Below are 24,657 nucleotides of genomic sequence, written 5' to 3' on the forward strand. Positions count from 1 at the left end.
CCGGTTGCATGCCCAGCCCCTCGCCGTCCGGTCCGGCTCCGCCGTCCGACGCTCCTCGGTTTCTCGCGCTGGGCGACTCGTACACGATTGGCGAGGGCGTCGCGGCAGAGGGCCGGTGGCCGGTGCAGCTGGCCGCCGCGCTCCGCGCAAGCGGATCGCCGGTCGCTGACCCCGAGATCGTCGCGGTTACTGGGTGGACGGTCGCCGAGCTCGACGCGGGCATCGACGCGGCCGGTCCGCACGCGCCGTTCGACCTCGTGACGCTGCTCATCGGCGTCAACGACCAGTACCGGGGCCACGACCTCGGCGGGTACCGGACGCAGTACCGGACGATGCTGGCGCGCGCCATCGGGTTTGCTGGGGGCGACCCGGCCCGCGTCGTCGCCGTGTCGTTCCCCGACTGGGGCGTGACGCCGTTCGCCGCCGACCGCGACGCGGCGCAGGTCGCTCACGAGGTCGACGCCTTCAACGCCGCCGCGCGTGCGATCGCGGAGGGCGAGGGCGTCGCGTGGGTCGACGTCACGCCGCTCTCGCGCGAGCAGGGCGACCAGGTGGTCGGCGATGGCTTGCATCCGGATGCCAACGCCTACGTGGGCTGGGTCGAGCGCATTCTGCCCGCCGCCACGGCTGCATTGGCGGACTGAGCTGACGGGGCTCAGATCCGATGGCCCCTCGCTGATCCGCTCGGCCGCGAGAGGGGTCTGTCGGAATGAGAAGGGCAGGCACCCCGAGGCGGTCCGGACGTTCACGCGCCCCCTCTTGCCTCGTCATGCGCCGCCTCTCTCTCCCCCTCTCTGTCATCCTGATCACCTCGCTCAGCGGGTGTTACGTCTTCCGGGGCACCGCGCCGATCCTCGACTACGCCAGTCGCGAGGCCCCGGGGAGCCGCCCCGGCGGGCTCGGCGACCGCGACTCGGTCCGCTACGTGATCCACATCAGCGTCGACGGTCTGCGCCCGGACGCCGTCGAGCGGCTCGGCTTCGACGCCGTCCCGGCGTTCACGCGCCTGCGCGACCGGGGCGCGTGGACCCACAACGCCCGCTCCGACCGCGACTATCGGATCACGCTCCCCAACCACACCACCCAACTGACCGGCCACCCCGTGGTCGGGCCCGACGGCCACCACTGGACGGTCAACGTGGACCCGGCGCCCGGCGTGACGATCCACTCGAACCGCGGGGCCTACATCCCCAGCGTGTTCGACGTGGCCCACGACAACGGCTTGCAAACGGCGGCCTACGTCTCGAAGTCCAAGTTCTCGCTCTACCGCACGAGCTATGACGCCGAGCATGGCGCACCGGACACGACGGGCGTCGACGACGGCCGCGAGAAGATCGATACGTTCGTCTACCAGCCCGACACCGACACGCTCGTCGATCGGCTGGTGGCCGACCTCGCGGACGACCCCGCCGCGTACACCTTCCTCCACATCCGCGACCCCGACTCACGGGGCCACATCATGGCGTGGAGCATGCGGCGGGGCAGCCCGTACCTCCGCGCCGTCGAGCACTCGGACATGTTGATCGGCCGGATCCTGGCCCTCGTCGATGATGACCCCCGGCTGGCGGGCCACACGGCGATCATCGTGACGGCAGACCACGGCGGGAGCGGCCGGGGCCATGCCCGCGACCGCCGCGAGCACTACACGGTCCCCTTTTACGTGTGGAGTCCGGGCGTTCCGCGCGCAGACCTCTACGCGCTCAACAAGGGCCTGCGCGTCGACCCGGGCACGGGCCACATCCCGTACAGCGCCGAGCTCCAGCCCATCCGCAACGGCGACGCGGCCAACCTCGCGCTCGCGTTCCTGGGCCTGCCGCCGGTCCCCGGCTCCACGATCGGCGCCGCCGTCCCCCTCCGCGTCCGCCCCGACGTGCCCGTCACCGTCGACCCGACGGGCGCGCCGGCGGGGACCCCGTCCGAGGCGCCGCGCGACACCGTCCGTACCCACTGATCGTCCCTGCGCTGGCGCTCGCGGCAGGTCATCCAAGGCGCTCGCGAGCGTCGAGTGGCGGTCTCGCGTGGGCCGGGACGCAGGCGCTCCCGGTGACTAGTGGGGAGGGTACGCCCGTGGCTTCGAGGCCTGCCTCCAGCAGGGCCGGCGGGGAGGTGGCGGACAACGGCGTCGCGCGGCGGCCACTGCTCGGCGCCTCTCGGGCAGCGCGCGCTTATCCACAGGGTTGTCCACCTTGTGCACACCTTCGTTGCCCGGCCCCCGGCGACCGTCTACCTTGACCGGTCCCCCTGGACTGACCCGTGGCCGACAACGCTCTGCTCGCCGACGTGCTTCGCGAGGCCCGTGCGCTGCTCGCGGTGCAGCATGCCATCGCCGGGCCCGTCCGCTTCCTGGGCCCGCCCGAGCCGATGGCCCAGGCAGACCCGGTTGTTGAGACCACTCCCGAGACCGCGCCAGCGGTGCTCGCGACGGAGCCTCCCGCACCGCCCGCCGTAAACGCCGACGAACCCACAGACGACGACGTGCCCGACCTCTTCGGCAAACTCCCCGACCCCAGCCTCGACGAGACGCTCTCCCCGTACGAGCGCATCGAAGCCCTCATCCCCGAGGGCTCGCCGCTCCACGACATGACCTCGCTGAAGGAGGTGAAAGAGTGGCTGGCGGCGACCGAGCTCGTGCCCATCGACCGCGACCGGATCAACCCCGTGCTCGGCACCGGCGACCCGAACGCGGACCTGATGGTGATCGGCGAGGCGCCCGGCGCCGACGAGGACCGCATCGGCGAGCCCTTCGTGGGGCGAAGCGGCCAACTGCTCGACAAGATCCTGGAGGCCGTCTTGTTCAAGCGCCCCGAGGTCTACATCGCCAACATCCTGAAGAGCCGGCCGCCGAACAACCGCGACCCGTTGCCCGAGGAGGTCGCCGCGCACATCCCGGTCTTGTACAAGCAGATCGCCCTCGTGCGCCCCAAGGTGCTGCTGGCGGTCGGCAAGAGCGCCGGGAACGGGCTGCTCCAGAAGAAATCGTCGCTGGCGTCGCTGCGCGGCACCTTCCACGACTACTACGGGCTGCCCCTTCTCGTCACCTATCACCCGGCCGCGCTCCTGCGCAACCCACAGTGGAAGCGGCCGACCTGGGAGGACGTCAAGCTCCTCCGCACCCGCTACGATCAGCTGACGAAGGCGTAGGGCATGAGGATTGAGGTGTAACGCCTCGGCCCCGTACCCCGCCCCTGTCTCCGCGCCCGCCCCATGGCCGACCTCGACGACTTCCAACAGCGCCCCTTCCGCATCGACGAGGACACGCCCGGCGTGCCCATCGAGAAGATGGCGGGCGGCAAGCGGCGCCCGCTCAACGTGCTGCCGATGCAGCAGCAGGCGGGCCGGATGCCGCCCCAGGCGACCGACGTCGAGCAGTCCGTGCTGGGTGCCCTCCTGATCGAGCGCGAGGCGATCCCGAAGGCAATCGAGATCTTGCCCGCCGACGCGTTCTACGAGCCCCGGCACCAGCGCATCTACGAGGCTGTCGAGGCGCTTTTCGAGCGCGGCAACCCGGTCGACCTCATCACGCTGACCGAGGAGCTCAAGCGGCGCGGCGACTACGACGGCATCGGCGGCTACTACCTGACCGAACTCACCACGCGCGTGGCGAGCGCGGCGAACGTCGAGTACCACGCCCGCATCATCGCCGAGAAGAGCCTGCTGCGGAAGATCATCACGACGATGACCGGCGTCGTCGGGCAGGCCTTCGACCCGACGACGGACGCGTTCGACCTGCTCGACAACGCCGAGCGCGAGATCTTCCAGATCTCGGAGTCCCAGCTCCGCAAGGGCGCCGTCGACATGAACTCGGTCGTGCACGCGACGATGCAGCACCTCGAGTCCATCCACGGGCGCGAGGGCGGCATCACAGGCGTGCCCTCGGGCTTCACCGCGCTCGACGCGATGACCGGCGGCTGGCAGAAGTCCGACATGGTGATCGTGGCGGCCCGGCCCTCGATGGGGAAGACCGCGTTCAGCCTGGCGCTCACGCGGAACGCCGCGTTGCACCCCGAAAAGCCCGTCGGCGTGGCCTACTTCTCGCTCGAGATGAGCGCGCAGCAGCTGGCGCAGCGCCTGCTCACGTCCGAAGCGCGCGTCGACGCCCAGCGCGCCCGAACGGGGCGGTTGCACGACGACGACTGGCCCAAGCTGGCGCGCGCCGCCGGGCGCCTGTCGGCCGCCAACATCTTCATCGACGACACGGCCGGACTCGGCATCCTCGAGCTCCGCGCCAAGTGCCGGCGGCTCAAGGCCGAGCACGACATCGGGATGGTCATCGTCGACTACCTCCAGCTGATGCACGGCACGTCGCAGACGGCCGGCAACCGCGAGCAGGAGATCGCCCAGATCTCGCGGTCGCTCAAGGGCCTCGCCAAGGAGCTCGACGTGCCCGTGATCGCGCTCGCGCAGCTGTCGCGCGCGGTCGAGACGCGCGGCGGCGACAAGCGGCCCCAGCTGAGCGACCTCCGTGAGTCCGGCTCCATCGAGCAGGACGCCGACGTGGTCATGTTCATCTACCGCGCCGAGCGCTACGGCATCACGGTCGACGAGAGCGGCAACTCGACCGAGGGGCTCGGCGAGCTGCTCATCGGCAAGCAGCGAAACGGGCCGATCGGCGACGTCAAGGTGGCCTTCGTCACCCAGTACGCGCGCTTCGAGAACCTCACGAGCTACACCGCCAGCGACTCGTCAGGCGGCTACGACGAGTACCCGGCGCTCGACGGCCCGCCCGCCCAGCTCGGCGGCTACGACGGCGGCCCGCCCCCGCTCCCACCCCCGGCCACCGACGCGCCGTTCTAGCCCGGACCGGAGCTGGAGCCCCGGTCTGGGCCGGCCGTCCCACTTGCGCGTCAGTCACGCTGGACGAACCCAGCGAGCGCGACCGTGTACTCATCGCGTTCGGCGTCGTAGGTCGCCGTGTACCGGGTGGGGTAGTACCCCGGCGAGGGGTAGACCTCGGGCAGGGCGAGGGGCTCGTCGACCGGCGCATGGGAGGCGACGAAGGCCTGGGTGAGCATGGGCTCGACGAACGCCATCCGCCCGTCGTAGAAGCCGTAGATCAAGACCTCCGAAAACGAGCCGCCGGGCGCGTAGGTCGGGTCGGCCGTATCGATCCAGTGGGCGCCCATGCGTGGGACGCCGCCCGGCGTCGGGACGTACCCGGTAGGCACCGCGCCGTCCGCCGGGGCCGCTGCCAACTTGGCCTCCCACTCAGGGTCCGCGGGCGAGATCGCGTCGCGCTCGTCCGGCGAGAGCAGGTAGAAGTGGACGTCGACGTGGGGGCGGTCGAAGAGGCCGGGCGGTTCGTGGCCCGCCGGGTTCCAGTCGAGGGCGACGTGGTTGAACGGGAGGTCCGGCACGTCGGGGAGGTCGAGGGCCAGCTCGAACATGCCGTGCATGGGGTCGTCGGAGGGCGTGTGGTCGGCGAGGAGCCGGTCGAGCGCGCCGGCGTCGAACGTGACGCCGACGGCCTCGGGCGTGCCTTGATCGGTTCCGTCGGCGGTGCGGACCCAGGCGCGGGCCTCGGCTCCGCCGAACGCGGCCCGGTCGCCGACGACCAAGGCCGGGGCCTCAGAGGACCCGTCGCAGGCCTGGACGAACAGGGCGAGGAGGATGAGAGATCGGAGCATGGTGGGGAGGGTCTTAAGGGAGCGTGGGGCAACCAACTCCGCGTCCCCGTCGGGTACATGGGTGATGTCACCTATTTTTCGGCCGTTCGCCCCTCCACCTGTCGTGGCCCTCACCCTCTCCTCCGACGACCTCGCCCGCCTCCGGGCGGCGCAGAACGTCCTCTTGGCCCCGCTCGCGGCGCCGAGCGTGGAGGGCTGGGCGGCCCGGGTGGTCGAGACGCTGGTCGACGTGTTCGGCGCCGACGGGGGGCTGATGGCCTTGCCGTACCGGGACACCCCCGTGGTCGAGCGCGGGCTGAGCCGCGGCCTGGCCAAGGTGTTCGATCACTTCGTGGTCGAACCGCAGGCGGCGGGGGAGGAGCTCCTCGACCCCACGATGGAGCGGTGCACGCGCGTTCGACTCGCGCACGACGTCCACGCGCTGTCGTACGCGCGCATCGACCACTTTCTCGCGGGCGCCCTCAAGCACTCGGCGTACTACCACGAGACCCGGGCCGCGCACCCGCACCGCGAGGCGGCCGTCCTCATCGCGGATCTCAGGCGTGACGGGGAGGCGGTCGAGGGCGCCGTCCACCTCTACTTCGGGGTGGCCTCGCGGTTTGGGGACGCGACGCTGGACGTGCAGGACCTCCTCGTCCCGGCGCTCGACGCCGGCGTGGGCGCCGCGCTCGACCTCGGCGCCCGCCGGGCCGCGCTCGACGCGCTCGACGCCCCGCTCGTGGTGTGCGACGTGGACGGCCGGGCCGTCCACGAGTCGGCCGCGCTCACGGCGGCCCTGGCCGACGACGCCCGCGCCGCGCACGTCCGGGCGGAGGCGCGCCGGCTGGCCGCCGACCTCGCCGGGCCGGGCGTGGCGACGAGCCCGGAGCGGGCGGTCCGGACCGGGCGGGGGACGTACGGGCTCCGCGCGACGGTCTTGCCCGAGGGCGCCGCGCTCAGCCCCCGGCCCGCGGTGCTCGTCGCCGTCCGCCCCCCTGCCGACCCGTGGCCGTCGGCCGACGTGCTCCGCCAGCGGTTCGCGCTGACGCGACGGGAAGCCGAGGTCGCCGGTCTCCTCGCGCGGGGACTCGCCAACGACACCGTCGCCCACGCCCTGTGCATCAGCCCCCACACGGCCCGGCGCCACACCGAGCGGGTCATGGGCAAGCTCGCTGTCAGCTCGCGGTCGCGAGTGGCCGCCGCAATTCTCGCCCCCAGCCCTGCGGTGCCTTAGCGATGGCCCTTCACCTCACGTCCGACACGCTCGCTCGGATCGGGGAAGCGCAGGCGGCGCTCCTCGCCCCGCTCGCCGCCCCGACGGTGCGGGCATGGGGCGAACGCGTGACGGAGGTGCTCTGCAAACTCTTCCATGCCGAGACGGCCGTGGCCGTGCTCCCGGACCGCTCGGTGGTCACTCGCGACTACGACGTCCGGGCGGCCGAGGTCATCACACACTTCGTCGTGGAGCCGGAGCGGGACGGGACGCCACCGCCGGATCCCGGGACGAAGGTCGTGATGGACGCTCGCCGCGCCCGGGGCCTCGGCGTAATGACGTGGCCCGTCATCGACCGGCTCCTCGGCGGGACGCTCGACGCGTCGCCATTCTACCACGAAACAGTGAGGGCGATGGCGGCCCACGACCTCCACGGCATGTATCTCCCTAAAGGGCTGGCCGACGGCGAGCACGCGCAGGTCGAGGTGTACCACACCCACGGCGCCCGGAACCCGTTCGGCGCCGACGGCGCAGACGTGATGGCGCTGCTCGTCCCGGCGTTTGCGGCAGGCACCGCGGCGCTGGCCCGCTTCGACGGTCATCGCGCGATGCTAGACGTGTTGCCCGAGCCGGTCGCCGTCTATGGCGCCGACGGCCGGACGATCCACCGCAACGCGGCGTTCGAGCACGTTCTCGCCGCCGACTCCCAGCGCCTCCGAGTCGAAGCCGAAGCCGGGGCGCTGGCCCGAGAGGTCGGCGCGGGCACGGTCGGGGCGCGGCCCGAGCGGCGCGTCCTCACGGCGCGGGGGGCGTATACCCTTCGGGCGATGGTCCTGCCTCGGGGAGGCGGGTTCGGTCCCGCTCCGGCTGTGGTCGTCACGGTCATGCCGCCCTCGGACCCGTGGCCCGATGAACGGGCTCTCCGGGACCGGTTCGCGCTGACGCGCCGGGAGGGCGAGGTGGCCATGCTCCTTGCACGGGGGCTCGCCAACGACGCCGTTGCCCACGCCCTGTGCATCAGCCCCCACACGGCCCGACGTCACACCGAGCAGGTCATGGGCAAGCTGGACGTGGCGGCCCGGGCTCAAGTCGCCGCTGCGATCCTCGAGCCCGTCCCGGGCCCCTAGCTACACGCGCCCGGCGTCCGGGACTCGGAGCCAAACGATCGCGAGGGCGCCGGCGACCGCCGCCATGGCGATGGCGCCGACCACGGCCGGGGACGGCCACGCCTTGGCCAGTGGACCCAGCGCGGCGCCGCCCAGGGCCGCGCCGAGCGGCCATGCCGCCTGGTAGACCGCGAACTGGGCCGCCCCGATGGGCCGCCAGCACACGGCCATCCCCGCGGTCGCGAGCGTCGTCAGCACGAGCGACCGGAGCGCGACGGCGCCGAATAGGAACGCTCCCATCACGCCTGGCACCGCCCATGCCCCCCGCGCGAGGGCGGCCCCCGCACACAACGCGGCCATGGCGCCCAGAACCACGGCAGCAGCCCGCCCGCGACCCACCCGCTGGATGAGGCGGGGCCCGAGCACGACGCCGGCCCCGCCCCCCACGACGGCTCCCACCGCCACCACCTGCCCGTACCCACTCCCGGTCCATCCCAGCTCCTGCACCGTGAGCACCGGCATGAGGGCGTCGAAAAGACCGTAGGCCGCCCCGGCGCAGGCTCCCGCCAGGACGAGCCGCCGACTCGCGGACCACCCGAGCACCCGGCGAAGCCCCTGGGTGAGTGGGGCCCACGCCCCGAGGTGGAGATCGGCCGCGGCCGTCGAGGCCGACCCGGCCGTCCAGGGCAGCATCCGCTCGCCCGGCCGCTCGCGCGCGACCACCACGAGCCCGCCGGTCGCTGCCGTCGCCGCGGCCGCGGCCAGGAGCGCCCCGTCCAGCCCCGCGACGGCGATCAGCGCCGCGCCCCCTGCGCTCGTGGCCGCGATGCCGACCACCTTTCCTGCCCACATCCAGGCGTTCGCCTCGGGTACGTCCGCCGCCGGCACCACGTCGATGGCCAGGGCGTCCGCGGCTACGTCCGTCAGGCCGAGCCCCGCGTTGCCTACCGCCGCCGCGAGCGTGAAGGCGACGAGCGAGGTGCTCGGGTCCGGACCGAGCACCATGCCCAGGTATCCGCTCACCGCGACCGCCGTCCCCGCCAGCGCCCAGGGCCGGCGGCGCCCCATCGGAAGGTAGCCGAACCGGTCCATAGCCACGGCAAACAACGGCTTGAGCGCCCACGGAAACGCCACCGCCCCGACGAACGCACCCACGCCGCCGGCCCCCACGCCACGAGCAGCCAGGAGCGCGGGCAGCGTGATCGCGACGAGTCCGATTTGGAGGCCCTGAGCAGCGTAGATCGCTGTCAGCGTGGACAGGCAGAGCCGGCGGGAGTCCGTAAGCGCGGTCACCGTGTCGTGGGGCGTGACGGCGAAAGGCTACCAACGCCCCGCTCGGTCCGCCTCCCGCGGCCTCTCGCGAGGCCGGATCCTGACCCGGTGTCCAGTTCTAGACCGTCCCGCCGACAGCCGAGGAGCCACCCGCGTGGCCGGGCGTTTGGAGACCATGGACGACTCTCCCTTAGACCCCGGCGTCCGCATCGGCCACGTCCACCTCAAGGTGGCCGACCTCGACCGCGCGCTCGCGTTCTACCGCGACGTGCTCGGGTTCGAGGTGACGCAGCGGATTGGCGACCAGGCCGCGTTCCTGAGCGCGGGCGGCTACCACCACCACGTCGGGCTCAACACGTGGGAGAGCCGGGGCGGGAGCGCCCCCGCGCCGGGCACGACGGGGCTGTACCACGTCGCCTTCCTGTACCCCGACCGCGCCGCGCTGGCGGACGCCCTCCGCCGCGTGCTCGCCGCGGGCCTCCGCCTGGACGGCGCCGCCGACCATGGCGTGAGCGAGGCGCTCTACCTCCGCGACCCCGACGGGAACGGCGTCGAGTTGTACCGAGATCGCCCCGAGCCCGAGTGGCCGCGCCAGCCCGACGGATCGCTCGCGATGACGACACGTGCCCTCGACCTCGACGCGCTGCTGGCGGACGAGGGCTGAGTCAGGGGGCGCCTTGGAGGGGGGTCCGAGAACGCCGGATGGTGCGACGGCCGGGGACATCGCTGGGCGGGCGGCGGTTAGAAGGGGCCTTCTCTCCCTCTCTGATGAAACCCTTCCTCCCCGCTCTTCTCGCCCTCGCTCTTTCGGGCTGCATGTCGACGAGTCCGTCGATGACCGCTAGGCCGGCGCCCGACGCGACGGTCGGCCCCCGCATCGCTACGACGAACCCGATGGACATCCAGCCGTCGATGAGCCCGCCCGCGTGGGCGCCGACCATCGACCCCCAGATGCTGGCCGTCATCGAGCGGCTCGGCGCCTACGAGCAGCCCGCGTTCACGTCGCTCACGCCGTTCCAGGTCCGCAACGCCAAGCTCCCGGCCGAGGCCGTCGCCTCGCTCCTGATGCGGACCGGCCTCCCGCCGACGCCCCCCGCGGTCGACATCGCGCACATGAAGCTGCCCGTGAGCACGGCCGACGGCGTCCTGGTCCGGACCTACACGCCCGTCGGCGCGACGGGCCCGCTCCCCGTCATCGTGTACTACCACGGCGGCGGCTGGGTGATCGCCGACCTCGAGACGTACGAGCCGTCGGCGATGGCGCTGGCTCAGAAGACGAACGCCGTCGTCGTGTCGGTGGCGTACCGGCAGGCCCCGGAGCACATCTACCCGGCGGCGCACGAGGACTCGTACGCGGCCTACGACTGGGTCACCAAGAACGCCGCCCAGATCGGCGGCGACCCCGCCCGGATCGCGACGGTCGGCGAGAGCGCCGGCGGCAACCTCGCCGTGGCCGTGGCGCTGATGGCGCGCGCGCGCGGCGGCCGGATGCCCGACGCGATCGTGTCGGTGTACCCCATCGCCGACGGCGACATCGACTCGCCGAGCTACCGGCAGTACGCGAATGCCGCCCCGCTCAGCCGCGGGTTCATGGAGTGGTTCTTCAACTACGCCACGCCCGACTGGCAGACGCAGACCTACGAGTACGTCGACCTGCTCGACGACGACTACGCCGGTTTCCCCCCGACGACCATCCTCAACGCCGAGATCGACCCGCTCCAGTCCGAGGGCGGCGAGCTCGCCGACGTCATGCGGGGCGACGGCGTCGACGTGATGCGCGAGGTGTACCCCGGCGTCACCCACGAGTTTTTCGGAATGGCCGCCGTGCTCGAGCAGGCCGTCGCCGCCCAGGGCGTCGCCGTCCGGCGCCTCAGGGAGGCGTTCGGGACTCGCTAACCCCGACTTCGTCTCGATCGACGCGCGCCCCCGGTGGACCTCCGCCGGGGGCGCGGTGCGTCTGGGTGCGGCTACCTTTCGGCTCCCCTCCCGCCTGACCGATGCCCCGGACCGCCACGCTCACCGCCCGCCGTCCCTTTCTCGCCGAGTTGCTCCAGCGCTCCGACGCCCGCGTGGGCGTGCAGGTGGCCGGCATCGTCGGGTTCGCCGTGCTGGCCGCGCTCGGCGCCGAGGCCCGGATCTGGCTGTGGGAGGTCCCGATTACGCTGCAGACGGTCGCCGTCTACGGCGCCGGGCTCGTGCTCGGCGGCCGCAACGGGCTGCTGGCGATGGCGCTGTACCTCGCCGCCGGGCTCGTGCTGCCCGTCTTCGCCGGCGACGCCTACGGCCTGGGCTACCTGACGACCTCCGCCTCCGCGGGCTACCTGCTGGCGTACCCGCTCGTCGCGCTGTTGGTCGGCCGCTTGACCGACGAGAAGCGCGGCTTCTGGGCGTCGGCGCTCGCGATGACCGCCGGCGCCGTGCTCCTGTTCACCGTCGGCGTCGCCTGGCTGCACGTCGCGGCGGCGCACGCCACGTGGGCCGAGTCCATCGTCAAGGGCGCGCTGCTGTTTATCGGGTGGGACCTCGCCAAGGTCTGGCTCGTCGCCGGCGGCTACGCCGGGCTCCGCAAGATCACCGGCGCGTGAGCCGGCGCACGACGCGGGCGCCCGAGACGGACGCCCGCTTTGCCGTTTCGCTCCGAGGCGTCGATGTCGACGCTGAGACGCGGTGCGCGCACTACGACGGGCCGACGGACGTGATCGCGCTGCGGTTCGGCTGCTGCGACACGTTCGCCCCCTGCCACCGCTGCCACGACGAGACCGCCGATCACCCGGCCGAGGTCTGGCCGCGTGATCGGTTCGACGAGCCGTCCGTGCTCTGCGGCGCGTGCCGGACGACGATGACGTGGCCGACGTACCTCGCCTCCGGCCACACCTGCCCGGCGTGCGGCGCGGCGTTTAATCCGGGCTGCGCGGCCCACGCCCGCCACTACGCGGAGGCGGGCTGACTACCGGTCGACCCGCTCGCCGCCCCGCATCACCCAGGCGATCCGGCGCGAGTTCGAGATGTCCGCGAGCGGGTCGGCCGTGAGGACGAGCAGGTCGGCGGACTTGCCGACCTCGACGGTGCCGACCTCGTCCAGCAGCCCGAGCGCGTCGGCGCCGTTGCGCGTCGCGATCTGAAGCACGTCGCCCGGCGGGATGCCCGCGTCCACGAGCAGTTCCAACTCCCGGTGGAGGCTCGCGCCGGGGATCACCCAGGCGTTCGGCGTGTCGCTCCCGGCGGTGAGCCGGACGCCCGCGTGGTGGTACCGGCGGACGAGCGCGAGCAGCGTCGGCCACGCGGCGCGGGCGCGGCGGAAGTCGGCCGGCGTCCAGTCGTCGGTGGGGGTGCCGCAGGCGTCCCACAGCGCGGGCAGGCCGTGGGCGGCGTCGCGGTCCGGGTGGTCGCGGTAGCGGCGGGCGACCGGGCGCGTCCCGTCGGTCGAGAACTTGGTGTCGAAGGCGACGAGCGTCGGGTCGAGCGGGACGCGCTGGCGGACGACGGCGTCGACGACGGCGCCGACCTCGGGGCCGTCGGGGGCGAGCGCCTCCAGCCAGTCGATCCGGGCGCGCATCGGGCCCCGCCGGGCCTGCGCCTGGCGGTAGGCCGCGCGGTCGGCCGGGGCGAGCATCTCCTCCGTCCACGGCGCGGCGTGCGTGAGCTGGTCGATGCCTGCCGCGAGGCCCTCCGTCCACGACGTGCGTTGGAGGTGGCCGATGGCCGGGAGGCCGTGCGCGTGCGCCGCCGCGATGCCCGCCCGAACCGCCTCGGGCGAGAGCCGGCGGTAGAGCTTGACGGCGTCGACGCGCGCCTCGGCCTGCGCGCGGACCTCCTCCCGTACCGCCTCGGGCGACATCTGGGGATCGTCGATCAGCTCGCCGGCGACCACGAGCCGGGGCCCGGGAATCGTCCCCGCTGCAATGCGGTCGCGCAGGGCGACGCCGAGGTCGGTCGGGGTGGCGGGGCTTCGGGCGGTGGTCACCCCGAACCGGAGGAGCGCTGCCACCAGCCGCTCGGACAGGGCGGCGTCGAACCCGCGGCCGTCGCACGTCGGCACGAGGGCGTGGGCGTGCACGTCGATCAGGCCAGGCAGGAGAAAGCGTCCAGAGAGATCCTCCACCCTGGCGCCGGCGGGGACCTCGACCCGCCCGGCCGGGCCGGCCGCCACGATCCGCCCGTCGTCCACGACCACCACGGCGTCGGCGAGCGGCGGCGCTCCGGTCCCGTCAATCAGCGTGGCGCCGCGGAGGACGAGCGCGTCGGAGGCCCCGCCCTCGGCGGGCGACGGTCCGCACCCGCCCACGGCAATGGCCGCCATCGACAGGACGAGTAGGAGGCGCTGAGGCATGGGCGTGGACCGCGCCCCGTACCGCTGGGGCCGTGCCTTCAATATGCCAACCCCGACACCGACGGGGGCGGGACTACGGGAGGTCGATCTCGACGACCTCGACCTCGGGCCACCGCCGGCGTACGATCGCGCCGAGGTGGCGGAGCCCCCACGCCTCGGCCCGGTCCTGCCCGACCGCCAGCACGCCCAGGCCCGTCGTCGCGACGGCCGCCAGCCCCGGCGTGCGGATCTGCCCCGTGAGGTACAGCCCGACACCGCGCGCCGCGGCCTCCTCGATCAGCTCGGCCGTCATCGCGTTCGCGAGCGCGACGGCGCCCCTCTCCGGCAGCGCTCCGGCTCGCGCCTCGACGCCCCCGAACGCCGCCTCGATCCGCGCCTCCACCTCCGCCAGGGGCGCGTCCGTCCGGCACACCAACCCGATGGCCGCGCCGTCGCGGCGGAGCGGCTCGGCGTCGGGGACGAGCCCGAGGGTGCCGGCGAGGGCGGGGTTCAGGCCCGTCGTCAGCCGGTCATCCAACGCACGGTGCGTGGCGAGCACGCCGAGGCCGGCGGGCAGACGCGCGGGCCACAGGCCGAACGGGCGGTGCATGAGCACGGCGTCCACGCCCTCGGCCCAGGCGTACGGCGGGCGCCCGGCCTCCAGCGCCAGCCCGAGACGGCGCACGGGGCCGTCGGAGGCCAGCCATACGCCGGTCGGGTCGCCCTCGGCGGCGTAGCGCTCGGCGTCGAGCGCGGGCGCAAGTGCGGCAGCGATCTCGTGGACGGTCGGCAGGGACGTGGGCATGGCTCATGGACGCGGCGCGCCGGGGGCGGGTCCGCTGAACCGAGGCGCCGCGCCGGGCGTTCGGGCGTCGTGGACCTGTCCGACCTCCTGCCCGCCGACACCGCCAGCGCCGAGGCCACGCGCGCGCTCGGCCGCCGCCTCGCGGCCCGCCTTGAACCGGGCGACGTGCTCGCGCTTCAAGGCGACTTGGGCGCGGGCAAGACGCATCTCGCCCAGGGCATCGCCGACGGCCTCGGCCTCGACGGCGCATCCGTCACCTCGCCGACGTTCGCGCTCGTCCAGGAGCACGGCGACGGCGCCCTCCTGCACCTCGACCTCTACCGCTTGGACACGCCTGACGAAGCCGCCACGCTCGGCCTCGACGAGCTCCTGGACGGCGACGCCGTCGCGCTCGTCGAGTGGCCCGACCGCGCGCCTGGTTGGCTCCCCGCCCACACCGTCTGGCTCCGGCTCAGCCACCTCGGCGGCGACACGCGCCGTGTGGAGAGGGTCAGGGAAGGCTGAAAAGGGACGTTCCGGACACCGCCATGGACTTGACATCGCAAAGTGATCGAAATACTTTGAAATGCAAAGCTTGGCATGTCCCCGTCGCCGGCCCTCGTCCACCCGGTCCTCTGCATGACTCGATCCACGATCCTCTCGGGCGCCGCGGCGCTCGTCGTCGCCCTGGCCCTCGGGTACGCCGTCGCCCGGCCCGACACCGACGGGGCAGTGCGAGCCGTGGCCGAGGCCGTCGCACCGGACGCCGAGCCCGAAGACGCGCCGGGCTTCCTCTACGGCCGCGTCGTCGCCACCGACGGGTCGCACTACCAGGGCCGCCTGCGCTGGGGCGGGGGGGAAGAGGCCTTCTGGAGCGACACCTTCATCGGCATCAAGGACGAGAACCCGTGGGCGGCTGACACGCCGCTCGCCGACCGGGTCCGCCCGCCGGAGCTCTTCGGAATCGCGGTGCCCTGGGCCGCGCCCGAGGTCGACCTGGCCCGGCCGTTCATGGCGCGCTTCGGCGACATCGCCCGGATCGAGTCGCTGGGCGACGGGGTGCGCGGCGTGGTCCGGGACGGCGCCGACTTCGACCCTACTGTACGCGTCGTCCTCAAGAGCGGCGCTGTGGTCGACCTCGACCGCCTGTCGTCGAGCGACTTCGATGACGGCGTCCGCGTATGGGACCGGCGCGGCGTCGTGGACCTGGGGCCGGGCCGCATCCGCTCCATCGAGTTCCTTCCCACCGTCCCGCTCGCCGGTGTCCCGCGCCGTCTCCACGGGACGGTGCACACGCCGGAGGGAACGTTCACCGGTGTCCTTCAATGGGACCGGGCGGGGTGGGTCGGGTCGGACCGGCTCGTCGGCCGCTCCGAGGACGGCGACGTCAGCCTGCGGTTCGACGCCATCCGGTCGCTCTCGCACCGGTCGGGCGGTATCCTCGCCACGCTCCGTGACGGCCGCGAGGTCGCCCTGTCCGGTCCGCGCCCGGCCGGGGTCACGGTCGACGACCCGCGCTACGGCCGGGTGAGGGTGTCGTGGGGCACGTTGGAGCGCGTCGACCTCCGCTCGGGCGACAGTGGGCCGGGCTACGACGCCTTCCCGACGGGGCGCCTGCTGCGAGGGCGCGTGACGACGCGCGACGGCCGCCGCCTGGCCGGGCGGCTGGTCTACGACCTCGACGAGAGCGAGACGACCGAGACGCTGGACGCGCCGGCTGGCGGAGTCGACTACACGATTCCCTTCGGGCGGGTCCGGTCCATCGTTCTCTCCAACGGCGCGTCGGCGGAGGTCACGCTCGACGGCGGCGAGGTGCTGGCGCTGGAGCGGCGCGGCGACCTCGGGCCCGGCAACGCCGGCCTCCTCGTGCTCGCCGACGACGATTCGGGCTCGGAGTACGTGCCCTGGCCCGACGTCCAGCGGATCGAGGTCGAGCCCTCAGGCGGGTGACCCCGCGACGGCGCGGGGATCGGCTCGACCGGCCGGGCGTCGGAGGGAGAGACCAGCCCCCCGCCCCGTGCCGTCCGCCGAGTCACGCCTGTTCGCCCTCCCCCGGTTCGCGCACGAGACGGCGGCGTACCGGCCCGGATTGGAGCGGACGGCCGCCCTTCTGGCCGCCCTCGGCGACCCGCACCGCGCGTTCCCGACGATCCACGTCGCCGGGACGAATGGGAAGGGCTCGACGGCTTCGCTGGCGGCGTCCGTCGCCGAAGCGGCCGGGCTGGTCGTCGGGCTCCACACGTCGCCGCACCTGCTGTCCGTGCGCGAGCGGATGCGCGTGGGCGGCGCGCCCGCCTCGGCCGAGTGGCTTGAGACTGCCGTCGAGCGGCTGGCGCCTGTGCTGGACGAGATCGGGCCCAGCTTTTTCGAGGCGACCGTCGCGCTGTCGCTGCTGTACTTCGCCGAGCGGAACGTCGACCTCGCCGTCGTCGAAGTCGGATTGGGCGGGCGGCTGGATGCGACGAACCTTGTCGAGCCGTCCGTCAGCGTCGTCACCCACGTCGGGCTCGACCACACCGACCTGCTGGGCGAGACGGTCGTCGAGATTGGGCGCGAAAAGGCGGGGATCGCACGGCGCGGCATCCCGCTCCTTCACGCGGTCGTGGGGCTGGCGGCGCATGAGGTCGAGGCCGAGGCCGTGCGTCTGGGGGCGTCGGTCGAGGCCGTCCGCGGGACGTGCGCCGTCGAGGTGGCCGAGGCGTCGCCACTGCGCGTGCGGCTGGCGACGCCCGTCGCGGACTATGGCGAGGTGGCGGTCGGCCTGCCCGGGCGGCACCAAGCGTGGAACGCGGCGCTCGCAGTGCGGGCCGTCGAGGTCGCGCACGGCGCTGAGTTAACCCCCAGCGCCGTGCGCGCTGGGCTGGCGGAGGTCGTGGCGCGGTCGGGCCTGCGTGGGCGGGGCGAGGCGCTCGCCGACGGCCGGATCGTGCTCGACGTGGCGCACAACGCCGACGGCTGGCGGGCCGCGCTAGCAGCGCTGGCGGTGCCGCCGGGGGGGCGGCTGTGGGCGCTCGTCGGCGTGATGGCCGACAAGGACGCGGGTGCCCTGGCCGACGTGCTCGCCCGTGCCGGGGCCCGTGCCCTCGCGGTCGGGCTCGACGGCGACCGCGCGCTGCCCGCCGAGGCTCTTTCGGGCGTGCTCCGTGCGCGCGGCGTCCCTGCCGTCGTGGTGGTGGATGCCAGCGCGGCGCTCGCGGCCTTCGCCGCGTCTGCCGGGCCCGACGACCGGATGCTCGTCACGGGCTCGCATGTGACGGTCGCCGAGGCGCTCGTGCGAACTCCGTCACAGGAGGGGGGTTAGAGCCTCCGCGTCGCTCTATTTCTTGGCGCCCTCTCTGATCGTCCACCGGCGTCGCCCCTCTTGCCGGTCCGCTCGTCTTTCGCCCATCCCCTCTGCCAGGGCCGGGCGGCCCTCCTCTCCATGAACATCTCGGCCCTCGAGCAGAAGAAGGTCTCCGAACTCCACGAGATCGCCCGTGGCCTCGGCATCGACGGCTACGCCGGCCTCCGCCGCCGCGACCTGATCTACGAGATCTTGGGCGCTCAGGCCGACGCCGACGCCAGCGCCCCGGCCTCGCCGTCGGCCACCGCCGACGACCGCCCGGCTGCCCGGCGCCCGACGCGGCGCGATGAGCCGAGCCGCCCCACGCGCCGCCGGTCGCCCCGCACCCGCCAGCCCATCGCGGACCATTGGCCGGATTACATGCAGGGGTTCGACCCCTACGCCATCTCGCTCGACGGGCTCATCCGCAAGGTCGGCATCCTGGAGATCCTGCCCGACGGCTACGGCTTCTTGCGATCAGTCGAGTACGGCTACCTCCCCTCGCCCGACGACATCTACGTCTCGCCGAGCCAGATCAAGCGGTTCTCGTTGCGCGTCGGTGACACCGTCGACGGGCAGGTGCGGCCGCCGAAAGAGGGCGAGCGGTTTTTCGCCCTCATCCGCGTCCACTCTGTCAACGGCCGCTCGCCGGACGAGGTCGATGACCGGACGGGCTACGACTTCCTGACGCCCGCCTACCCCGACCAGCTTCTGCGCCTGGAGACGACTGCCGACGTGCTGGCGACGCGCGTCGTCGACATCGTGGCGCCCATCGGGAAGGGGCAGCGCGGGCTCGTGGTGGCCCCGCCGCGCTCGGGCCGGACCGTTCTCCTGCAGGCGCTCGCGGCCGGCGCCGTCGCGAATGCCCCGGACGCGACCGTCCTCGTGATCCTGCTCGACGGGCGGCCCGAGGACGTGATCGACTTCCAGCGCACGGTCCCCGGCGCCGAGATCATCGCCTCCACCTTCGACGAGGCGCCCGAGCGCCAGGTCCACGTTGCGGATCTGGTGCTGGAAAAGGCCAAGCGCCTGGTCGAAGCCGGGCAGGACGTGGTCATCCTTCTCGACTCGCTGACCAGCCTGGCGCGCGCGCACGCCGAGGCGCCCACGCCCGATGGCGCCCCAGCGCGTACCGGCCCGAGCGCCGCGCTCCGCGGACCCAAGCGGCTCTTCGGCGCCGCCCGCGCCGTCGAGGAGGGCGGCTCGCTCACCGTCATCGCGACCGTCCTCACTGGCACCGGCGCCGACCTCGACGACGCCGTCTACGAGGGCGTCCACGGCACGGGCAACATGGAACTGGTGCTCCGCCGCGACCTTGCCGACCTGGGCCTCTTCCCGGCCGTGGACGTGGCCGAGAGCGGAACGCGGCGCGAGGAGATCCTGGTCGGCCCCGACGACCTCCCCCGCTTGCGCGCCGCCCGCCAGCGGTACGCCCGCCTCGCCCCGCCCGAGGCGCTGGCGGCCTTGCTGGACGGCCTGCGCGGTTCCGCCAGCAACGAGGCGTTCCTGGAGGGCACGGGGGAGGAGGCGTAGGGCAAGGGGCCCTCAGCACGCCCGTAGTTTCTGCCCTTCGCCTCGTTCCTCTTGCCACATGCCCTCTTGAAAGCTCTCCTCCTCGACATGGACGGCGTCCTCGTCGACGTCCGCGGATCGTTCCGTCGCGCCATCACCGAGACCGTCGCCCACTTTGTCGGCGAGGGCCCGACGCCCGAGCAGATCCAGGCCAAGAAGGACGCGGGTGGGTTCAACAACGACTGGGTGCTGAGCGAGGCGTTCGTCCGCGAGGCTGGCGGCGACGCGTCGTTCGACGCCATCAAGACCCGCTTCAACCACCTCTACCGAGGCGACGCCTTCGACGGGCTCATCACGACGGAGCCCGCGGCGATCCGCACGGAGACGCTGGAGGAACTGGCGGAGCGTTTCAAGCTGGCGCTCGTCACGGGCCGCCCCGAGGAGGACGCGCAGTGGACGCTCGACCGATTTGGATGGGGCGACCTGGTGCCGGTCGTCGTCGGGATGGGCCAGCAGGCGGGGCGCGAGAAGCCCGACCCCTACGGGCTGGCGATGGCGCTCGACGCGATCGGCGTCGCCCCCGAGGATGCCGCCTATGCGGGCGACACCGTCGACGACATGACGGCGGCGATTGCGGCGGGCTGCCGCGCCGTCGGCGTCGTCCCCCCGGGCCTCGACCTCGACGCGCATGGCCGGACGCTGATGCAGGCGGGCGCGGATGTGGTGGTGTCGACGCCCGACGCGCTCCCGGCCCTGTTCTCGGGCGCGTAACGTCCGACTTGGCCCTTGGTGGAGGGCGCGACACCCCGTGCCCTGCGGTCGCTCACGTGCGTTCCTGCAGTCTTGCGTTCCTCTGGCGCCGCCGAACCGAGGGCCCCTGCGCTCTCGGCTACCCGTCGACGACGACCGTCTGCTCCACCATCTCGCCGTCCGGCTCCGGGAGCCAGGCCCACACCAGCACCGCCATTGCGACGATGGCCGCCGCTGAGGCCCACGTGTTCGACGCGTAGCCGAAGTCGGCGTACAGGACGCCGCCGATGGCCGCGCCGACGCCGGTCCCGATCTGCCCGACGGCGATGGTCAGCGACAGGAACGCGCCGCGCTGGCTGCTCGGCACGAGCGCCGTCAGCAGCGCCTGGAGCGGGGCCATGCGCAGCGAGAAGAGGGCCATGATGGCCACGTAGAGCACGTACGCCAGCCACCGCTCGGTCACCACGTACGTCAGCGCGGCCGTGACGACCGCCAGCCCGGCGCACGAGGCCAGGATCATCGGCTTGCGGCCGACCGAGTCCGACAGCGTCCCGGCGCGCGGGCTCACGATCACGCTCACGAGGCCACCCGCCAGGAAGAGCGTCGCGATCAAGTCGAGAGGCAGACCGAAGACTTCCAGCGGCCGCCCGAAGACGGTGACCTCGAGCGCGAACTGGTTCGTCAGCCACTGCGGGAGGTAGACGATGAGCAGCCCCAGCCCGAGGTACATCAGGAAGTAGGTGGCCGCCGCCGCCGCCGTGCCGCCCTCGGCGAGCAGCTGGCGGTAGAGCCGGAGCGCGCCGCCGACGGTCGGCCGCGTCTCGGAGAGTTGGACGTTGGGCTGGGGGACGATCAGTAGGATCAGCGCGAAGGCGACCGCCATCACGCCCGCGAACACGACGAACGGCGCTCGAAAGCCGGCGGCGACGGCGAGCGCGCGGCCGAGCGGGATCCCGATGACGAGCCCGAACGGGACGCCGCTCATCACCCACCCGGTCGCCCACCCGCGCTTCTCGTACGGGAACGCGTCGCCGACGTAGCTCACCGCCGCGCCCGACAGCACGCCGCCGCCGGCGCCCGCCAGCACGCGCATCGCCAGCAGCGACCCGAACGTGTCGGCGAAGCCGTGCAGCGCGAGCGCGACCGCCAGCGAGCCGGACCCGATCAGCAGCACGCGGCGCCGCCCGATGCGGTCCGAGATCGGCCCCATCACGAGCGCCGCGAACGCGAGCACCCACGAGTACACCGACACCAGCAGCCCCAGCGCCCCCGCGTCCGCCCCGAGCGCCTCGCCGATCAGCGGCAGGATCGGCGTGATGATGATGGTCTGGCTGGCGGCCGTGAAGACCAGCAGCCACAGGGCGAACAGCGTCGCGGTGGATTGGAAGGAGCGGTCGATGGGTGTTGCGACAGGGAACGTGCCCAACGGTACGACACCGGCGCCAGTCCGTGCCGTGCCGATCCCGCCCGTTCGAGGGCCAGGCCAGACCGACGGGGCTCACGGGCGGCGGGTCGGATGCGGCCGTGTTCACACTCGCTTCGTCGGATGTGGGCGGGCGTAACGCTGCGGTCATCCCCCGGTAAACGCGCCGTAACCCTGGGCCGGTAGTGTGGCCGGCGACGGACACGGGGCGCTCTCCACCTCGCCGTCGCCCTCTCCCACACCCGCCCGTCCATGTCGCTCCCGACCCCCCGCACGTCGCGGGCCCTCCGCTCCGCCGGCCTGCTGGCGGTCCTGCTCGCGCCGCTCGCGGCCGTCGCCCAGACGGGCGCCCTCGCCGGCACCGTCGTCGACGGCGAGTTCGGCGGCGGCCTCCCCAGCGCCAGTGTCTACGTGGTCGAACTCGGGACCGGCGACGCGGCCGACATCGACGGGCGCTACGAGGTCCGGAACGTGCCTGCCGGGACGTACTCGGTCCGGTACTCGTTCACCGGCTACGCGAGCCAGCTGGTCGAGAACGTGACCGTCGCCGCCGGCCAGACCGTGACGCTCAACGTCACGCTGGCGCCGGGCGCCGAGCTGGCGGAGGTCGTCGTCGAGGCCGAGGAGATCCTCGCCACCAACTCCGAGGCCGGGCTACTGCGCGTGCGCGCCCGGGCCGCCCAGGTGTCGGATGCGATCTCGGCCGAAGCCATCTCACAGAGCGGCGCGTCCGACGCGGGCGACGCCATGGAGCGCGTGACCGGCGCCAGCGTCCAGGGCGGGCGCTTCGTGTTCGTCCGCGGGCTCGGCGACCGCTACGCCAACACCCAGCTGAACGGGGCCGTCCTCCCGACGGCCGACCCGGACCGCCGGGCGGTCCAGTTCGACCTGTTCCCGGCGGGCTTCCTCGAGAACATCGTCACGCTGAAGACCTTCACGCCGGACAAGCCGGGCAACTTCTCCGGGGGCCTGGTCGACATCTCCACGCGTTCGTTCCCCGACGAGTTCAGCTCCTCGATCTCGGTCTCGACCGGCTTCTCGACGGCGGTGGCGCCCGGCGAGTCCGTGTTGCTGGACCCGGTCCAGGGCGCGAGCGCGTTCCGGTTCGGGGCCGGCGGCCTGGGCGTCCCGGGCCTCCTCCAGAACACGCCGCGCACGGCGTTCGTGCGGCCGACCACGCGGCTCGACGGGCCGAACGGCCCCGGCACGGGCCCGCTGGTGCGGCAGGACGCCCTGGCGGCCCAGTTCCTCGACGAGCTCTCCAACTCGCTCGCCCCGAGCGTGGCCCCGACCGAGGGCACGGTCCCGGCCGTCGGGAGCGTCTCGGTGTCCATCGGCGACCGCGTCCCGATGGGCCGCAACGCGCTCGGCTTCATCGTCGGGCTCACGGCCGACCAGGGCATCAGCGCCTACGACCTCGGCACGCTCGCCCGGATCGACCTGACGGGCCGCGACGCGGCGACGGGCCGGGTGGCCGTCGACACGACGCAGTTCCGGTCCGACCGCCGCGCGACGCAGTCGTCGCAGGTCGGCGGGCTGGCCAACCTCGCCTTCCGGCTCGGCGACACCAACGAGTTCAACCTCAACACGCTCGTCAGCCACGTCGCCGAGAGCGAGGCCCGGACGCTGGCGGGCGTCGACAACGTGCTCGGCGAGGGGACGCCGGTGACCGACATCGTGGCCGGCTACACCGAGCGGACGCTGCTCTCGGGCCAGCTCCGGGGCGAGCACGTCGTGCGGGACGTCCGGAACCTTGAGGTCGACTGGCGCGGCAGCCTGGCCAGCACCCGGCTGGAGCAGCCCGACCTCCGGCAGGCCGCCATCCGCTCGCTGGAGCGGGAGGACGACGACGGCAACCGGTTCACGTCGTACTCGCTGGTCGGCACGCCGCCCGGCCCGCAGCGCTACTTCCGCGACCTCGACGAGACGCTCGCCTCGGGCGGCCTCGATGTCGCCCTGCCGATCCACGCCTTCGGCAACCGGGGCGAGATCAAGGTGGGCGGCCTGGCCGAGCGGACCGACCGCGCCTACGGCGAGCGGTTCTTCTTCTACGAGCTCGACCGCTCGGTCGAGCTCACCGGCACCAGCGGCGCCGCGCTCGCCGAGTACCTCTCGCCCGAGAACACGGGAATCGTCGGGACGCGGACGAACGCGGCCGGCGAGATCATCCAGTACGAGTTCGGCCACTTCCTCGTCGACGCCACGCGCGACCAGAACCAGTACGAGGGGACCAACCGCGTCGCCGCGGCCTACGGCATGGCCGAGGTCGGCGTCGGCCCGCTCCGCGTCATCGCCGGGGCCCGCTTCGAGACCTCGAGCCTGTTCGTCGCCTCGCAGGCCCTCGCCACCGATGACACGCCGGCCGACTCCGTCGTGACCGTCGGCGGCACGGCGTTCCTGGGTAGCGACCGCCAGTACAACGACCTCCTCCCGTCGGTGAGCCTGGTCTACGGGCTCTCGGAGACCATGAACCTCCGGGCCGCGGCGACCCGCACCCTGGCCCGCCCCACCTTCCGCGAGATCGCCCCGGTCACGACCTACGACTTCACGTCGGACGGCGCGCTCCAGGGCAACCCGGCCCTGCGCCGGACGCTCATCACGAACCTCGACCTCCGCTGGGAGTGGTTCAACAAGCCCGGCCAGATCCTGGCGGTCAGCGGTTACTACAAGCGGCTCAACGACCCGATCGAGCGGATCATCACCGACCCGGAGAACGGGGCCACCTCGTACGCCAACGTCGACGTCGCGGACGTGCTGGGCGCGGAGGTCGAGGTCCGCCAGCAGCTCGGCACCTTCGGGCTCCCGGGCGTGCTCGGCGAGCGGCTCTCGCTCGGGGCCAACCTCTCGGTCACGCAGTCCAGCATCTCGATCACCGAGCGCGAGCTCGCCGCCCGGCGCCAGCTCGACCCGGACGCCGCCGACACGCGCGACCTCCAGGGCCAGAGCCCCTACCTCCTCAACGCGAATCTGAGCTACGACGACCCGGTGCGCGGCACCTCGGCCGGCGTGTTCTTCAACGTCTCGGGCCGGCGGCTCGCGCGCGTCGGCAACCCGCTCCCGGACGTCTACGAGCAGCCGTCGCCGCAGCTCGACCTGACGGTCTCGCAGCAGGTGTTCGGCGGCCTCTTCGCCATCAAGGGCTCGGCCAAGAACCTCCTCCACTCCAACTACCGCGAGACCTACGACGTGGCCGACCTCGGGCTCGCCGAGGTCGCGCCGTTCTCGGAGTACGTCCGAGGCACCACGTTCTCGATCGGCATCACGGTCAACCCCTCGGCCTCGGTGGGCGCGCCGGCCTCGATCCCGTCGCCCAACACGCCGCTGGCGTCCGCGGTCACCGACGACTAGCGCTCGGCGGCCGGG

General features: G+C 73.2%; 21 protein-coding genes. 16 read left to right on the plus strand and 5 right to left on the minus strand.

Translation table 11 applies throughout. From position 1 onward, the window contains the following. Positions 1–8: 8 nt before the first annotated feature. The 4 genes from ACLII4_RS03265 (at position 9) to dnaB (ending at position 4,794) form a co-directional block, all read left to right on the plus strand. Positions 9–644: an SGNH/GDSL hydrolase family protein gene (locus ACLII4_RS03265; RefSeq protein WP_412070587.1), complete on the plus strand. Its 636-nt coding sequence runs from the start codon at positions 9–11 to the stop codon at positions 642–644. 125 nt (positions 645–769) lie between these two features. Continuing rightward, complete coding sequence (locus tag ACLII4_RS03270; protein ID WP_412069467.1) at positions 770–1,951, plus strand: alkaline phosphatase family protein; 1,182 nt, start codon at positions 770–772, stop codon at positions 1,949–1,951. A gap of 302 nt (positions 1,952–2,253) precedes the next feature. Then, complete coding sequence (locus ACLII4_RS03275) at positions 2,254–3,141, plus strand: uracil-DNA glycosylase (RefSeq protein ID WP_412069468.1); 888 nt, start codon at positions 2,254–2,256, stop codon at positions 3,139–3,141. Positions 3,142–3,204: 63 nt separating this feature from the next. Next, positions 3,205–4,794: a replicative DNA helicase gene (gene dnaB, locus ACLII4_RS03280; RefSeq protein WP_412069469.1), complete on the plus strand. Its 1,590-nt coding sequence runs from the start codon at positions 3,205–3,207 to the stop codon at positions 4,792–4,794. A 50-nt stretch (positions 4,795–4,844) separates the two neighbouring features. Here the strand turns inward: dnaB and ACLII4_RS03285 are convergent, their stop codons facing one another. Next, positions 4,845–5,624 (minus strand): DUF5602 domain-containing protein, encoded by a 780-nt coding sequence (locus tag ACLII4_RS03285; RefSeq protein WP_412069470.1) that lies wholly within the window; start codon positions 5,622–5,624, stop codon positions 4,845–4,847. A gap of 103 nt (positions 5,625–5,727) precedes the next feature. Between ACLII4_RS03285 and ACLII4_RS03290 the strand changes: the two genes are divergently transcribed. Then, positions 5,728–6,837 carry a helix-turn-helix transcriptional regulator gene (locus tag ACLII4_RS03290; protein WP_412069471.1) on the plus strand — a complete coding sequence of 370 codons (1,110 nt, stop codon included), beginning with the start codon at positions 5,728–5,730 and terminating at the stop codon, positions 6,835–6,837. 2 nt (positions 6,838–6,839) lie between these two features. Next, complete coding sequence (locus tag ACLII4_RS03295) at positions 6,840–7,943, plus strand: helix-turn-helix transcriptional regulator (RefSeq protein ID WP_412069472.1); 1,104 nt, start codon at positions 6,840–6,842, stop codon at positions 7,941–7,943. Here the strand turns inward: ACLII4_RS03295 and ACLII4_RS03300 are convergent, their stop codons facing one another. Continuing rightward, on the minus strand, positions 7,944–9,215 hold the full coding sequence (locus ACLII4_RS03300; RefSeq protein ID WP_412069473.1) for an MFS transporter: 1,272 nt from the start codon (positions 9,213–9,215) through the stop codon (positions 7,944–7,946). A gap of 154 nt (positions 9,216–9,369) precedes the next feature. Here ACLII4_RS03300 and ACLII4_RS03305 point away from each other — a divergent pair, with 154 nt between their 5' ends. The 4 genes from ACLII4_RS03305 to ACLII4_RS03320 all read left to right on the plus strand — a co-directional run bounded on the left by ACLII4_RS03305 (position 9,370) and on the right by ACLII4_RS03320 (position 12,141). Then, positions 9,370–9,858 carry a VOC family protein gene (locus ACLII4_RS03305; RefSeq protein ID WP_412069474.1) on the plus strand — a complete coding sequence of 163 codons (489 nt, stop codon included), beginning with the start codon at positions 9,370–9,372 and terminating at the stop codon, positions 9,856–9,858. Between the two features lie 170 nt (positions 9,859–10,028). Then, positions 10,029–11,090 carry an alpha/beta hydrolase gene (locus ACLII4_RS03310; protein WP_412069475.1) on the plus strand — a complete coding sequence of 354 codons (1,062 nt, stop codon included), beginning with the start codon at positions 10,029–10,031 and terminating at the stop codon, positions 11,088–11,090. A 101-nt stretch (positions 11,091–11,191) separates the two neighbouring features. Next, the gene (locus ACLII4_RS03315) at positions 11,192–11,779 is read left to right on the plus strand and encodes a biotin transporter BioY (protein ID WP_412069476.1); all 588 of its coding nucleotides are present in this window, start codon (positions 11,192–11,194) and stop codon (positions 11,777–11,779) included. Then, complete coding sequence (locus ACLII4_RS03320; RefSeq protein WP_412069477.1) at positions 11,776–12,141, plus strand: CHY zinc finger protein; 366 nt, start codon at positions 11,776–11,778, stop codon at positions 12,139–12,141. The genes ACLII4_RS03315 and ACLII4_RS03320 overlap by 4 nt, the downstream gene beginning before the upstream one ends. On the opposite strand, the gene ACLII4_RS03325 is transcribed toward ACLII4_RS03320, so the two are convergent. Continuing rightward, complete coding sequence (locus tag ACLII4_RS03325) at positions 12,142–13,524, minus strand: amidohydrolase family protein (RefSeq protein WP_412069478.1); 1,383 nt, start codon at positions 13,522–13,524, stop codon at positions 12,142–12,144. Positions 13,525–13,597: 73 nt separating this feature from the next. Next, positions 13,598–14,308: a Nif3-like dinuclear metal center hexameric protein gene (locus ACLII4_RS03330; RefSeq protein ID WP_412069479.1), complete on the minus strand. Its 711-nt coding sequence runs from the start codon at positions 14,306–14,308 to the stop codon at positions 13,598–13,600. A gap of 69 nt (positions 14,309–14,377) precedes the next feature. Between ACLII4_RS03330 and tsaE the strand changes: the two genes are divergently transcribed. The 5 genes from tsaE (at position 14,378) to ACLII4_RS03355 (ending at position 19,892) form a co-directional block, all read left to right on the plus strand. Further along, positions 14,378–14,812: a tRNA (adenosine(37)-N6)-threonylcarbamoyltransferase complex ATPase subunit type 1 TsaE gene (gene tsaE, locus ACLII4_RS03335; protein WP_412069480.1), complete on the plus strand. Its 435-nt coding sequence runs from the start codon at positions 14,378–14,380 to the stop codon at positions 14,810–14,812. Positions 14,813–14,926: 114 nt separating this feature from the next. Next, a complete protein-coding gene (locus ACLII4_RS03340; RefSeq protein ID WP_412069481.1) occupies positions 14,927–16,237 on the plus strand; it encodes a hypothetical protein in 1,311 nt (436 codons plus the stop codon). A 67-nt stretch (positions 16,238–16,304) separates the two neighbouring features. Further along, the gene (locus tag ACLII4_RS03345; RefSeq protein ID WP_412069482.1) at positions 16,305–17,588 is read left to right on the plus strand and encodes a bifunctional folylpolyglutamate synthase/dihydrofolate synthase; all 1,284 of its coding nucleotides are present in this window, start codon (positions 16,305–16,307) and stop codon (positions 17,586–17,588) included. A gap of 120 nt (positions 17,589–17,708) precedes the next feature. Further along, positions 17,709–19,142 (plus strand): transcription termination factor Rho, encoded by a 1,434-nt coding sequence (gene rho, locus ACLII4_RS03350; protein ID WP_412069483.1) that lies wholly within the window; start codon positions 17,709–17,711, stop codon positions 19,140–19,142. A gap of 66 nt (positions 19,143–19,208) precedes the next feature. Further along, a complete protein-coding gene (locus tag ACLII4_RS03355; protein WP_412069484.1) occupies positions 19,209–19,892 on the plus strand; it encodes a TIGR01548 family HAD-type hydrolase in 684 nt (227 codons plus the stop codon). Positions 19,893–20,010: 118 nt separating this feature from the next. On the opposite strand, the gene ACLII4_RS03360 is transcribed toward ACLII4_RS03355, so the two are convergent. Next, positions 20,011–21,297, minus strand: coding sequence for an MFS transporter (locus tag ACLII4_RS03360; protein WP_412069485.1), 1,287 nt, complete (start codon positions 21,295–21,297; stop codon positions 20,011–20,013). A 249-nt stretch (positions 21,298–21,546) separates the two neighbouring features. Here ACLII4_RS03360 and ACLII4_RS03365 point away from each other — a divergent pair, with 249 nt between their 5' ends. Next, a complete protein-coding gene (locus ACLII4_RS03365; protein WP_412069486.1) occupies positions 21,547–24,642 on the plus strand; it encodes a TonB-dependent receptor domain-containing protein in 3,096 nt (1,031 codons plus the stop codon). Positions 24,643–24,657 lie beyond the last annotated feature (15 nt).

The organism is Rubrivirga aquatilis, from assembly GCF_046845665.1.
In the GTDB taxonomy this organism is placed as follows: domain Bacteria; phylum Bacteroidota; class Rhodothermia; order Rhodothermales; family Rubricoccaceae; genus Rubrivirga.

Coding starts and splice junctions, on each gene's coding strand:
- ACLII4_RS03265 (WP_412070587.1), top strand. CDS start 9: ATGCCCAGCCCCTCGCCGTCCGGTCCGGCTCCGCCGTCCGACGCTCCT.
- ACLII4_RS03270 (WP_412069467.1), top strand. CDS start 770: ATGCGCCGCCTCTCTCTCCCCCTCTCTGTCATCCTGATCACCTCGCTC.
- dnaB (WP_412069469.1), top strand. CDS start 3,205: ATGGCCGACCTCGACGACTTCCAACAGCGCCCCTTCCGCATCGACGAG.
- ACLII4_RS03285 (WP_412069470.1), bottom strand. CDS start 5,624: ATGCTCCGATCTCTCATCCTCCTCGCCCTGTTCGTCCAGGCCTGCGAC.
- ACLII4_RS03295 (WP_412069472.1), top strand. CDS start 6,840: ATGGCCCTTCACCTCACGTCCGACACGCTCGCTCGGATCGGGGAAGCG.
- ACLII4_RS03305 (WP_412069474.1), top strand. CDS start 9,370: ATGGACGACTCTCCCTTAGACCCCGGCGTCCGCATCGGCCACGTCCAC.
- ACLII4_RS03310 (WP_412069475.1), top strand. CDS start 10,029: ATGACCGCTAGGCCGGCGCCCGACGCGACGGTCGGCCCCCGCATCGCT.
- ACLII4_RS03315 (WP_412069476.1), top strand. CDS start 11,192: ATGCCCCGGACCGCCACGCTCACCGCCCGCCGTCCCTTTCTCGCCGAG.
- ACLII4_RS03325 (WP_412069478.1), bottom strand. CDS start 13,524: ATGCCTCAGCGCCTCCTACTCGTCCTGTCGATGGCGGCCATTGCCGTG.
- ACLII4_RS03330 (WP_412069479.1), bottom strand. CDS start 14,308: ATGCCCACGTCCCTGCCGACCGTCCACGAGATCGCTGCCGCACTTGCG.
- ACLII4_RS03340 (WP_412069481.1), top strand. CDS start 14,927: ATGACTCGATCCACGATCCTCTCGGGCGCCGCGGCGCTCGTCGTCGCC.
- rho (WP_412069483.1), top strand. CDS start 17,709: ATGAACATCTCGGCCCTCGAGCAGAAGAAGGTCTCCGAACTCCACGAG.
- ACLII4_RS03365 (WP_412069486.1), top strand. CDS start 21,547: ATGTCGCTCCCGACCCCCCGCACGTCGCGGGCCCTCCGCTCCGCCGGC.